Origin of the sequence: Oscillatoria sp. FACHB-1406 (assembly GCF_014698145.1) — a bacterium.
Lineage (GTDB): Bacteria > Cyanobacteriota > Cyanobacteriia > Cyanobacteriales > Spirulinaceae > FACHB-1406.
In genome coordinates this window covers 1-12,564 of the sequence record NZ_JACJSM010000016.1, presented here as the reverse complement: position 1 = coordinate 12,564, position 12,564 = coordinate 1, and the positions used below count along the sequence as shown (strand labels likewise).

The following is a 12,564-nucleotide window of genomic DNA, read 5'->3' as shown; positions in this document are numbered from 1 at the left end:
CAAATTACGAATTACAAATTACAAATTACAAATGCAATGATAATGATGGAAGAAATTGTTTTGCCAATCAATTAGAGAGAAGCTCGATTGCTATGCCTAGCCCGACGTTGCGATACGCTTATTTTCCAGGTTGCGTTGCCCGAGGCGCTTGTCAGGAACTCTATCAATCTACGGCAGCCTTAACCCAAGCCCTTGGTATCGAACTTCTCGAACTCAAAAAAGCAGCCTGTTGCGGTTCGGGAACTTACAAAGAAGATTCGCAACTGCTCGAGGATACCGTCAACGCACGCAATATTGCCCTCGCAGAATCGCTCGATCTTCCGCTTTTAACGCATTGCAGCACTTGTCAAGGCGTTCTCGGTCATGTGGACGAACGCTTGAAAGAGGCTCGAGAAAACAATCCAGCTTACCTAGAAGAAGTCAATCGCTTTTTAGTGAAGGAAGATTGCGCGCCCTATCGCGGGAGTAGCGAAGTCAAGCATATTTTGTGGGCTTTGATTGGGGATTATGGTTTGGAAGCGTTGCAGGAGCGAGTAACGCGCCGTTTGGAGGGGTTAAAGTGCGCGGCGTTTTATGGATGTTACTTGTTGAGAGCGCAAAAATCGATTCCTTTCGACAATCCCTTTCAACCCGAATCGATGGAAAATGTCTTCCGCGCGGTGGGGGCAACGCCGGTGTACTATCGCGGTAGGACGCAATGCTGCGGTTGGCCGCTGTCGAGTTATGCGGCGGCGGAGTCTTTTACTATGGCGGGCGGACATCTCCAAGAAGCCTTAGAAGCGGGCGCGGATTGTTTAGTTACGCCTTGTCCACTCTGCCATCTCAATCTCGACTCGAGGCAGCCAGAAGTCGAAAAGGTTATCGGACGATCTTTAGGGCTGCCGGTGCTGCATTTGCCGCAGTTAGTCGCGCTGGCGCTGGGGGTTCCGCCGCGAGAGTTGGGGTTAGAACGTCATGTGGTTTCAACGAAGCCTGTTTTGGAGAAACTTGGAATAATTGACAATTGATAATTGACAATGGATAACGTCTTGGATAATTGACAATTGACGAAGGCCACTGAAATAAGAGTTGAAAAATCGCTTGTAGAGACGTTGTATAGCAGTTTTCACATAGATGAGGTACACCCAGCGGGCGAATACCATTCGCCCCTACGGGGCGGCGTTTAATTTCGAGGCGACCTCGAAATCCGCGCCCCTACCAATTTGATTTTTGGAACTGTACCTCACGCAAACGAAAAACGCTATATACAACGTCTCTACAGATGATTTCGTAGGGTGGGCAGCGCCCACCAGTCTTAAGTCAGTGCCATTCGACAATAGACGAATGGCGCTGAAATAAGAGTTGAAAAATCGCCCGTAGAGACGTTGTATACAACGTCTCTACAGATAATTTCGTAGGGTGGGCAGCGCCCACCCGCCTTAAGTCAGTGCCATTCGACAATAGACAATTGATAACGTTTGAAGTCGCTCTTGCCCGCCCTACTGGACTTAATTACGAATTACGAATTACGAATTACGAATTACTTAAGTTCTTGCCAAACCTTCTTCGCGGGCTGCTTTTTGGACGGCGGCGGCGACGGCGGGGGCAATGCGCGGATCGAAGGCGGAAGGGATAATATTTTCGGGGTTGAGTTCTGCGGTGGGGATGGCGGCGGCGATCGCTTTAGCGGCTTCCAAACACATTTTGGTGGTAATGGTGGCAGCGCGGCAATCTAATGCGCCTCGGAACACGCCGGGAAAGGCGAGTACGTTGTTAATTTGGTTGGCGTAGTCGCTGCGTCCGGTGGCGATAACGGCGACATCATCTTTGACGAGTTCGGGCTGAATTTCGGGGATTGGGTTGGACATTGCCATCACAATCGGATCGCGAGCCATTGATTTAACCATTGCGGGGGTTAAAACTCCCGGCGCACTCACGCCGATAAAGACATCCGCATCGACCATTGCATCGGCTAAGGTTCCTTGCGCTTCGACGGCGAATTCTTGCTTTTCTGCGGTTAAGTTTTGGCGCTGCTTGGAGAGTAAGCCTTCGCGATCGCACAAATAAAGGGATTGCGCCCCGGCTTCGCGCAGCAGACGCGCGATCGCGATGCCCGCCGCCCCCGACCCATTAATGACAATTCGTACCTCTTCTAGGCTCTTTTTCACGAGAATCAGCGCGTTTGTTAGGGCGGCTAAGGTGACGATCGCAGTTCCGTTTTGGTCGTCGTGGAAAACGGGAATATCGATTTCTTCGCGCAGTCGTTTCTCAATTTCAAAACAGCGCGGCGCGCTAATATCTTCAAGGTTAACGCCACCGAAAACGGGTGCAATGTTTTTAACGGTTTGAATGATTTCTTCTGGATCTTGCGTATTCAAACAAATTGGAAAGGCATCGACACCAGCAAATTCTTTAAAGAGCATAGCTTTCCCTTCCATTACGGGCAAAGCTGCTTCGGGACCTAAGTTTCCTAAACCGAGAACGGCGCTACCGTCGGTGACAATAGCAACGGTATTGCTTTTAATGGTGAGGGAGAAAACTTTTTCGGGTTCGGCTGCGATCGCTTGACAAATCCGCCCTACGCCGGGGGTATAAGCCATTGCTAAATCCGAGGGTTTCGTCAGTCTGAAACGACTGTTAATGTGAATTTTGCCGCCTTCGTGCAGGGCAAAGGTGCGATCGCGCGCTTCTAGGATTTTTACTTCCGGCAAACTTTTAATCGCCGCCACAATCTCTTCAGCATGGTTGCTGCTCGAGGCATCCACAATAATTTCTCGCAGAGAAACTTTGCGGGTTTGTTCGAGGAGTTTAATTTCGCCGAGATTGCCGCCGCAATTCGCGATCGCTTGGGTTACGCTGGCCAGCATTCCTGCCCGATTGGGAACTTCCAGGCAAATTTTAATACTAAAACTGGGGTTGGGGGTGAGGTTGACCATTTAAAAGTTATCAGTTATCCGTGAATAATGAATAGTGAATAGTGAAGAGCGACCGGGCAAAAGTTCGTGACGAACAGTAGAGGGTAGATTTTAAACTTTCTCCTGAAGAAAGAGAAGCCCGGAGCAAACCCGGGCTGTTCGTCATTCATTATTCGTTTTGACGGCTCCTCGCCCTAAAGATGCGAGGATTCTTGGATCGTAGGGAGTCTAATGACTTTACCCTCACCAAAATTCACTGCGATGCGCCCCACCGCTGTATGAGAAAATTCTTTCTGCTCCCTTGGAGCCAAAACTTTCCCAGGAAATTACGCCCATTGCGAGACAGGTTCCTCCGCTCTTGGCGCGAGTCTCTGACTGTGTGGCGGATGCCTTTATCCTACCATCAGGCATCCGCCCTAGAAGGGCGTAGCTCTGTATCCCATTATTTTCGGTCAATTATCAATTGTCAATTCTCAATTGATAATTAGTCTTTTCGCTTGAAGGAGTGCAACCACTCGCGAACTTGTTCGCCAGCAGCATCGCGTCCGCCCAAACCGAAGGAAATCGCGATCGCGACGGCAACTGCACCTAACAGCAAACCAAACGCTAACTTCACGATATCCGGAGCAATACCAATTTGTTGCAGTGCCATCGCACCGCTAAAAACAATAATGGCAATGCGCGCGGCTTGGGCGAGAATGTGGGACTGGCGGCTGCCGGAACTCATAATCAAGTTATAGGTGAAGTTCGCCAAGTACAAGCCGAGGGCAAAAATCAACAGCCCGACCAAAAATTGACCGGCAATCACGAGCAAACCGCCGACTAAAACCGTGAGGGCGGGAATTTGCAAGATATCCACAGCCGCTAAGGTAGCGACGAGCATTACGCCCACTAACACGATAATTCCGGCAATTTCCGAAGGCGTGCGCGTCGGAGAACGTCCGGGAAGTTCGCCATCGCGCAGAGGAACGGTACTGCTGCTGACGGGCAATCCCATCCAACGGAAAACGTTATTAAAACCGAAACTGGTGAGGATGCTGGTGACGAATTCCGATAAATACTGTCCGACGACGAAAGCTAAAGCGAGAATCAAGCCGACAATGAAGAGACGGGGTAGATAGTCAAGAATCTGCTGAAGCATTGAGATTGCCGGAACGGAAATCGCATCGATCCTCAAGGCTTGAAGGGCTGCGATCGCGACGGGGATCAATACTAAGATATAGACTGCCGTTCCCAGAATCCAGGAGAGGGATTGCCGCGAAGTTACACCCGCTACGCCAAATTTAGCACCGACGCGATCGACTCCCGTAGCCGCGAGGAAGTTCGTCACGACGCGGCGAACCACTTGCGCGACTAACCAGCCGATCGCAGCGATTAAGAAGGCTGCGAAAATATTGGGCAGAATTAACAGAATTTCGTTAAGCAATCCCACCACGGGCGCTAACGCTGTTTGTAAGCCCAACGCTTCTAGAATCCAAGGCAGAAAGACCAAAAATACGAACCAATAAAGCGTATTGGCGATCGTATCGGTTACGGTTAATGCGTTTGCTTCTGGAGTCGTTCCCGTTTGTTGTCCTAAGCGTTCGTCCAAACGCGCCGTCCGCAAAACGCGCGTTACGATCGCCTTAACTAAGGTCGCTATCAGCCAAGCTACGCCCAATAGAAGCAACGCGCCGCCCAGTTTCGGGATAAAGTTCGTTACTTGGTTGAGTAAGCTTTGTAGGGGCGCGGAAACTTGGTTGAGATTCAACGCTTGCAGGGCTGCAATCACCGCAAACAAGAAAATCAGCCAAAAGACGATTGATGCAAACCATTTTTCAACGGCGGGTTTTTCTTGGTCCGGCGTTCCCGTGGGCGATCCCGTCAGCCAAGCTGCGAGTTTATTGTCAAGAGTAGTGCGTTCGAGCAACTTTTGCGCGACAAAACTCGCAAAAATTGCAATCAGCCATCCGAAAAAGAGGATGAGGATGGCTTTGATTAGATTCAAGACTGAGGTTCCGATATCCGCCCCCAGCGCTGAAGAAAGCCAATCGGGTGTGAAAGTGGAGTCAGTTTGCCCCAAGAGTGGGGCGATTTGGATCTGCGCGATCGCGTCAATAATTATCATGATCGATTTCCCATACTTGATTCGTCCGTTGTCGAGCCGTCGGTAGAATTGTCCTATGCCGAGCGCCCCAAGCGCGCGATTTATGGGCGGGTTCCGATCGAGGTAAGCTTAAAATAAGGCTTGCACTCTGTTAAACCGCGCTTAACGTACATCATTGTGCCTAGGTTTAGGGATATCTTACGGGAAAAGGGAGCGAATGCAAGTTGGCAAATCCAATAACTTAATGTTTTTTCGTTACTCGGTCTAAAAATCCGCCATTTCAATGTCTTCTCGCCAAATTATCGAACAGTCGATTCAAATTGATGCCAGCGCTACCGTTGTCGAACAATGTATTACCGATTTGGAATTAATGCACCGCTGGCTTAATCCCGTCCTACGCTGCGAACCCGTTGGCGAATGGAGTACCGAACCGGGCAGTCGCAGCCGTTTTATCCTCCAAATTCCCCTCTTGCAGCCAACGCTGAGAAATCGAGTTGCTCGACGAGAACCGGGTTTGATCGTGTGGGAATTTGATGGCTTTTTTCGGGGTCGCGATCGCTGGGAGTGTCAGCCCCAAAAGCGAGGAACTCACCTCCTCAATCGTTTTGAATTTGAGATTCCCAATCCCGTCGTTCGTTGGGGATTTAATACTTTTGCCGCACCTTTGACGAAGCAAGATATGAAGGCTCAATTGCGCCGTCTCAAACGAGTGGCAGAGACTTTGTATTTTTCCGAGTCGTAACTTTATAATGAAAGTCTTGCTGCTGGTGCTGGTTGCTAATATTTTGGCGAGCGCGATCGATACGGTTGCGATCGCGTCTGTCTCGCTGTATCTCAATCTCGCCGTTTTTAAAGTTTCGCTTTTTATCAGGCCCAAACTCCTTCGCTTGGAAAAATGGGGAACCACTTTTGAGATCGGAAGCATTCCCATCGGCGGCGGCATTCAATTTTATAACCGAGAAAATTTGCCTCAAATCTCTCAACGCGCTAGCAGAGAGCGGGATTTAGCGCTGGGATCGAAAATTTTGCTGGAGTGGCTGCATCCCCTTGAAAGGCTTCTTGTTACTCTCAGTGGCGCGATCGTAATTTTTACAATTTGTAGCTTAATTTTAACTCCTCAAGTAGCAATTACTGCTCTCCTCTCTGGATTCGAGCAAATTATTCACAGCAGTTTTGATTCTGAGTATGGAAGGGCGCTTTTCTTGCGGGTTGAGAGTCTTCTCGACTCGCAACCCATTTGGGTAGTAATGTCAATTTTACTAACGAAGTTTTTGTCTTTAAATTTGCTACCCATTCTCCCTTTTCATGGCGGTGCAATTCTCAAAGAAATTATTCGCTCGCTCGGCAGGCGTAACTTTGAATTCTCGCCATTTTTTGTGCAACTTTCTTGTTATCTTGCAATTATATTAATTCTCAGATGGGTTGTAATGTTGATTGCTTTTTGTATCCTTCCGGAGCTTCCCATTGTTTTTTGATAAAGTTCTCGCTCTCACACGCTACTGTCGCAGTGGAAGCTGAATCGTAAACTCGCTGCCGCCGCCGGGACGCGATCGATAAATAAGATTTCCACCGTGACGCTCGACAATAATTTGGTGAGAGATTGACAATCCTAACCCCGTTCCCTTACCCACAGATTTTGTCGTAAAAAAGGGCTTGAATAAGTTTTGTTGTAATTCTTCAGAAACTCCAGAACCATTATCCTCAATCTGAATTTCAACCCAACCTGGATCGGTTGCCATAGGTTTAGTCCGAATAACAATAGTAGGGTTCTCTGAAACGCCTTCTAAAGCATCAATTGCATTGCCCACTAAGTTAATCAAAACTTGATTGATTTGTCCGGGATAGCAATCGATTTTTGGTAACGCTGTGTACTCTTTAACAATGTTAATGGGGGAACTCGGAGCATCACTTTTAAAGCGATAGCGTAGAATCGTCATCGTGCTTTCAATACATTCGTGCAAGTCGATTAAACTTGGCTTAACCTCATCGAGCCTTGAAAAGTTGCGCAGACTCAGAACGACTTCTTTAATTCTCTCGACTCCCAGATTCATTGTATCGAGCAGTTTGGGCAAATCAACGAGGGTGTAGTCCAATTCCACAGATTGACTAAAGTCTTTGATTTCGGGATGAGGATCGGGATAATGATGTTGATATAGCTCCAATACCTCAATCAAATCGGAAACATACATTTTAGCGTATTGAATGTTTCCGCTAATAAAACCCAGGGGATTATTAATTTCATGAGCGACTCCCGCTACAAGCTGCCCCAAACCCGATAGTTTCTCAGCTTGAATTAATTGAATCTGGGTTTGTTGAAGCTTCGTTATTGTGTCGCTGAGTGCTTGGCTTCTGGCTTGAGCGACAGCCATTGCCGTGCAAGTATCTTTATAGAGTTTAGCTTGATATAAATCGATCGCTTTTTCTTGCTGTTCTTTTTCTTTTTGATATTGCAGAACTGCTGCATCTAAAGCTTCGAGTAGATCGCCTTCGGAAGTGTGAAGTAAATGTTGGAGATAAGGGTTGTTGCAATTGAGAGCGTCAGCAGGAATGCGAGCTAACTTTCTACCCGCTTCTAAAAAGTCTCGAACTCTGCTATTGAGTTGGTAAGGCGCTTCGTAATAAATTTTGGAGATTGCAGGCGACAATGCACCAGAGAGATTGAGCGTTAGGTCTCCATTAATTAAGCTCTCGTGCGATCGCTCCATTAAGTCCAAAGTTTCGCATAGTTTCTTTTGCAAACTTTCTCGGTTTTGCGTAGAGGTAGCCAACGTTAAGCGTAGAGCGAATAACGCAGATCTTTGAGAAAGCATCCGCTGCCGACCGCTGATATTCAGAACAGCAGCGCTGACTTCGCGAACTGCGAAAATCTTCTCGATATTGAACTCATTACTTACAGTTACAACAGAAGACATTTGGAGCAAGCTATTAGGCTTTAGCAGTTGAAAAAGAACGGACTTACTGCGAGCGATTCGTTCTAATACTCGAGCGATCGCCATAACAAACCTCCAAACAGGTTAGAAATTTCTAGAGGATACGTTTGAAAGGGAGAAGCACCGCGAGAATTGAAGAGGATAGTGCAGTTTTCGGTGAAAATAGAACAGTTAAGGTTCTTAGAATAGAAAAACTTATATCTCTTTCATCGCTGATTCAATCTTGAATTTAACCAACTTTAGAGGAGGGGTCTGTTGCAATTGATACAAAAGATAATGTTATTCGCAGAAGTTTAACGGAAGTTTAACAGGACAAGCTTTTATCAAAGAAATATCGGCGTTAATTCTGCCCTATTGTCGTAATTCCACCGCACAGTGCAAAATAGAAATCAAGCTCTGGCAGGAATTACAGCAATTTTACGGAGTCAAAAAGCGACCTGCCTTTACTTATTAGAGTTAGCGACCTATCTATCTATAAGGAGAGAAAATTCTTGAAACCCTATCACCAAATTGCGATCGCAGAATGCGGCGAGCCTCTGGTTCCAATTCCCTTGGAAGATTTTGCAGTTATCTCTCCCCATCCTTACCTCGAACTCGGAGCCGATTACAACGGCAGATCCCCTTATTTTCTGCGTCAATCCGTCTTAGAAGCCTTAGAGAGAGCAAAACAACATTTACAACAATTACGTCCCGGCTGGAAAATTCAAATTTTTGATGCTTACCGTCCGGTAGAAGTGCAAAAATTCATGGTCGATTACACCTTCACCACGGTTTTACAAGCGAGAAATTTAACCCTAGCAGACCTTTCACCACAACAACAGGAGGCAATTTGGGAAGAAGTTTACGAACTGTGGGCAGTGCCGAGCGAGAATCCAGCAACACCGCCACCGCACAGTACGGGCGCTGCGGTAGATGTCAGGTTGCTCGATGCAGCAGGGGAGATTGTGGATATGGGAGGGGAAATTGACGAACTCTCAGCGAGATCGCAGCCCGATTACTATCTTAACTCCACCGAGCCTCGCGATCGCGACTATTGCGATCGCCGCCAACTCCTAAAAACGGTCATGGTAGAAGCCGGATTCGCCGCCCATCCGGGGGAGTGGTGGCATTTTTCCCTGGGGGATCAGATGTGGGCTTGGCTGACGCAATCGCCCGTTGCGCGCTACGGGCGATGGACGATCTAAATTCCTCGTGCTGCCTATTCCCGAACGTGAAAGGAGAAGTTAGCGGCCACCATTAAGGTAAAATAAAAATCTTACCTGTAGCAAACTACAGATTGTCACCGTGCTTGCTCCTAAACGAATCTTTGTTCTATTAATTAACGCAGGGACTGAGAATGAGGGCATCCACACCCTACAAATGGGGGGACGCAATAAAGTTCTGATGTTTGAGTCTGAGGACGATGCCCTGCGTTATGCGCTCATGCTGGAAGCGCAGGATTTTCCGGCTCCCACCGTCGAAGCCTTCCCATCCGACGACATAGAGGAATTTTGTCGCGAGGCGGGCTACGACTCGGAATTTGTTGAAACCGGACGCTTAGAAATTCCTCCAGAATTGAATGTAGAAAAACCGGATTGGGAGGAAAATAATAGTAAAACTCCGGAACCGGAAGCAGCGGAGGAATCGGAGATGTCGGACTCCGAACTCGAAGCGATTCGCCGTCGCTTAGAAGGGCTGCTTTAGTTCAGTTAACAGTATTGAGTAGCTCCATTTTTTTTAACCGATTGCATGAAAAACTTTGAATCGCGAGGTCATCTGTTAACCGAGCAAGTCAATCCGAACAGTCGGGATTTAGATAGCCTCTCGACGCTAGAGTTTGTCGATCTTTTCAATCGGGAGGACGCGCAAACCCTTGCTGCTATTGCTGCGGCGCGTCAGGAATTAGCCGCCGCGATCGATCTGATTCATGGAGCGCTAGAAAAAGGCGGCCGTTTATTTTATCTCGGTGCGGGAACGAGCGGGCGTTTGGGGGTTTTGGATGCGGCGGAATGTCCCCCCACCTTCTGCACTTCGCCGGAATTAGTACAAGGAATTATTGCCGGCGGTGCAGGGGCGTTGGTGCGAAGTTCGGAAGATCTCGAAGATCGCGCTGAAGATGGGGAAACGGCAATAGCCCACCATCAAATCCACGATCTCGACGTTGTGGTGGGGATTACGGCGGGGGGAACGACACCTTTTGTTTTAGGGGCGCTGGCGGCAGCTAGGGCGCGCGGTGCTAAAACGATTTACATTGCTTGCGTCCCCGCCGAACAAGTCCAAGTCGAAGCGGATGTGGATATTCGCTTGCTCGTCGGGCCCGAAATTCTCGCCGGTTCCACTCGCTTAAAGGCGGGAACGGTGACAAAAATGGCTTTAAATATCCTTTCGACGGGCGTAATGGTGAAGTTGGGGAAAGTGTACGGCAATCGCATGGTCGATGTTGCTGTTACTAATAGTAAATTGCGCGATCGCTCCCTGCGCATTCTCGAGGAACTCACCGATCTCGATCGCGCGGCTGCCAACGAACTATTAGAGCGCAGTGGAAAACGAGTTAAACTAGCACTGTTGATGCACTGGACGGGCTTAGACCCCCAAGCGGGCGAACAATGGCTCGCAAGCCATAAAGGGCATCTCCGAGCGGCAATTGAAGCAATGGATAATGGATAATTGATAATGGACAATTGATAATTTTGAATTCTCAACTTTAATTGCTAGCTTTGTGATTTTCGCTCGTCATAATAGTAGAGAAAGCGAAGTAGCCGCTGAATAGAAAATCGATAAGAACCAATAACTGACAACTAATAACTAATACCTGTCCGCAGATAACTAATAACGAATAATTGTTCACCGATCGCTGAAATTTAATTCATGTTTAATCGATCCGAGAGTTTTGCAGTTATCTCCATCCTGCTTTTAGCCGCAGGAATACTCATCTGGGGATACAATCGCGCCAAACCCTATGGCAAAGCAGGACTGCTCGCCTGGTTGCAATCCGTTGTCTTGATGGTGCCTTGGCTGGTTTTCTTCGGACTATTTTCCACCGGAATTGCCCTCAATGCGATCGCGTTAGTTGGCTTATTAGTCGTTTCAGCCGGAATTTATATCTACCTCGGCAATCGCTTGCGTGCTGCCGGACAAGACTCAATTCTGCGCGATCGCAACCCCAGCCCACCGCCAACTGAGCTAACCGCCACACCCCCTAGCACCCCTGAAGCTGCGCCTTCCATCGCTCCAGAAGTTCTCCCCATTCCAGAAGCCGATCTCCAAGAAATTCAAAAGATTTTCGGAATCGATACCTTCTTCGCCACCGAAACCATTTCCTACCAAGAAGGAGCCATCTTTAAAGGCAATTTGCGCGGCGAAGCAGCAGAAGTCCGCGATCGCCTCGCCGACAAACTTGCCCAGCGTTTCGATGAGAAATACCGCCTGTTCCTCGTCGAAAGTCCCGACGGCAAACCGACGATTGTCATCCTGCCCAGCAGCAGAGATCCCGAACCCTTAAGTCTGGCTCAAAAAAACTTAGCGATCGTACTCCTCGTTTGTACCATCGCCACCAGCATTGAAGCCGCCGCACTCTTACGAGGATTTGACTGGTTTAGCGAACTCGGACGCTACCGCGAAGCCCTGCCCATCGCCGCCGGATTGTGGACGATTCTAATCGCTCACGAACTCGGACACGGTTTCTTCGCCCGCAAACACAACGTCCGTTTGAGTTGGCCGTTCTTTCTCCCCAGTTGGCAAATCGGCTCTTTCGGGGCGCTGACTCGCTTCCAATCCTTACTGCCCAATCGCAGCGTCCTCTTCGATATTGCCTTGGCAGGGCCGGTTGCTGGCGGACTTGTCTCCTTAGTAATGTTAGTTGTCGGCTTAATCCTCTCTCATCCCGGCAGTTTGTTTCAACTTCCCGCTCAATTTTTCCAAGGCTCGATTGTTGTAGGAATGCTGGCGAAAGTTTTTCTGGGCGACGCACTGAAAGCGACAACAGTAGACGTTCATCCGCTGGCGGTGTTGGGCTGGTTGGGACTGGTGATTACCGCGCTGAACTTAATGCCCGCCGGTCAATTAGATGGCGGGCGCATCGTCCAAGCGATTTATGGGCGCAGGATGGCACGGCGCGCGACAATCGCCACGCTAGTCGTGTTAGGCATTATCGCGGTTGCAGTTCCCGGCAATCCCATTCCCCTTTATTGGGGGTTTCTCATCCTTTTCTTGCAGCGAGACTTAGAACGACCGAGTTTGAACGAACTCACCGAACCCGACGACTTGAGAGCGAGTTTGGGGCTGCTGGCGCTGTTTTTGATGCTGTTGGTGCTGATTCCGCTGACTCCAGCGCTGGCTCTTCGTTTGGGGATTGGTGCTTAATGTTGGGATTCTGCCAGACAATTAAGCTTGTTTATCGGTTTGGGTGCGGATCGGTAGGTGTAGAAAAAGCCAGCCTAAAAATAGGGGCTGCAAGCTAGCCCCAATCGGGCTTTCAAGCGTTTTACCGGCTGAAGCGATCCGCACCCTGGCTCCTGGCAAGGGTTTCAGGCGATTTTAGGGGGTTAATTCTTGACAGGACAAAAGCTGGAATGTTGACACTCCCCGTCCTAAAGGAGCGGGGATTCCTGATTCAGCGAGACAACTTACCAAGTAGACTTGCATCTACTTGACAGAGGTCGAACTCTCCACAGGC

11 protein-coding genes are annotated in these 12,564 nt (G+C 48.7%); 7 read left to right on the top strand and 4 right to left on the bottom strand.

The genetic code is table 11. The features are described 5' to 3' along the window. Positions 1-92: 92 nt before the first annotated feature. Entirely contained in the window at positions 93-1,007 is a 915-nt protein-coding gene (locus tag H6G50_RS15660) for a CoB--CoM heterodisulfide reductase iron-sulfur subunit B family protein (RefSeq protein ID WP_190717960.1), read from the top strand. A gap of 516 nt (positions 1,008-1,523) precedes the next feature. Here H6G50_RS15660 and H6G50_RS15655 read toward each other — a convergent pair. Both H6G50_RS15655 and H6G50_RS15650 read right to left on the bottom strand, forming a co-directional pair. Further along, complete coding sequence (locus tag H6G50_RS15655; protein WP_190717957.1) at positions 1,524-2,915, bottom strand: NAD-dependent malic enzyme; 1,392 nt, start codon at positions 2,913-2,915, stop codon at positions 1,524-1,526. Between the two features lie 463 nt (positions 2,916-3,378). Next, positions 3,379-5,001 (bottom strand): mechanosensitive ion channel, encoded by a 1,623-nt coding sequence (locus tag H6G50_RS15650; RefSeq protein ID WP_190717953.1) that lies wholly within the window; start codon positions 4,999-5,001, stop codon positions 3,379-3,381. A 262-nt stretch (positions 5,002-5,263) separates the two neighbouring features. Here H6G50_RS15650 and H6G50_RS15645 point away from each other — a divergent pair, with 262 nt between their 5' ends. Both H6G50_RS15645 and H6G50_RS15640 read left to right on the top strand, forming a co-directional pair. Further along, positions 5,264-5,722, top strand: a complete 459-nt coding sequence (locus tag H6G50_RS15645; protein WP_190717949.1) for an SRPBCC family protein — start codon at positions 5,264-5,266, stop codon at positions 5,720-5,722. Positions 5,723-5,729: 7 nt separating this feature from the next. After that, on the top strand, positions 5,730-6,455 hold the full coding sequence (locus H6G50_RS15640; RefSeq protein WP_190717946.1) for a site-2 protease family protein: 726 nt from the start codon (positions 5,730-5,732) through the stop codon (positions 6,453-6,455). A 21-nt stretch (positions 6,456-6,476) separates the two neighbouring features. On the opposite strand, the gene H6G50_RS15635 is transcribed toward H6G50_RS15640, so the two are convergent. After that, the gene (locus H6G50_RS15635) at positions 6,477-7,976 is read right to left on the bottom strand and encodes an ATP-binding protein (protein WP_190717943.1); all 1,500 of its coding nucleotides are present in this window, start codon (positions 7,974-7,976) and stop codon (positions 6,477-6,479) included. A gap of 425 nt (positions 7,977-8,401) precedes the next feature. Here H6G50_RS15635 and H6G50_RS15630 point away from each other — a divergent pair, with 425 nt between their 5' ends. The 4 genes from H6G50_RS15630 (at position 8,402) to H6G50_RS15615 (ending at position 12,251) form a co-directional block, all read left to right on the top strand. Continuing rightward, a complete protein-coding gene (locus H6G50_RS15630) occupies positions 8,402-9,094 on the top strand; it encodes a M15 family metallopeptidase (RefSeq protein ID WP_190717940.1) in 693 nt (230 codons plus the stop codon). A 100-nt stretch (positions 9,095-9,194) separates the two neighbouring features. Further along, on the top strand, positions 9,195-9,593 hold the full coding sequence (locus H6G50_RS15625) for a DUF3110 domain-containing protein (protein WP_190717937.1): 399 nt from the start codon (positions 9,195-9,197) through the stop codon (positions 9,591-9,593). Positions 9,594-9,638: 45 nt separating this feature from the next. Beyond that, positions 9,639-10,556 (top strand): N-acetylmuramic acid 6-phosphate etherase, encoded by a 918-nt coding sequence (gene murQ / locus H6G50_RS15620; RefSeq protein WP_190717934.1) that lies wholly within the window; start codon positions 9,639-9,641, stop codon positions 10,554-10,556. Positions 10,557-10,757: 201 nt separating this feature from the next. Next, entirely contained in the window at positions 10,758-12,251 is a 1,494-nt protein-coding gene (locus H6G50_RS15615; protein ID WP_190717931.1) for a site-2 protease family protein, read from the top strand. Between the two features lie 21 nt (positions 12,252-12,272). Here H6G50_RS15615 and H6G50_RS15610 read toward each other — a convergent pair whose 3' ends face one another. Further along, positions 12,273-12,410, bottom strand: coding sequence for a hypothetical protein (locus tag H6G50_RS15610; protein WP_190717928.1), 138 nt, complete (start codon positions 12,408-12,410; stop codon positions 12,273-12,275). Positions 12,411-12,564: the final 154 nt, after the last annotated feature.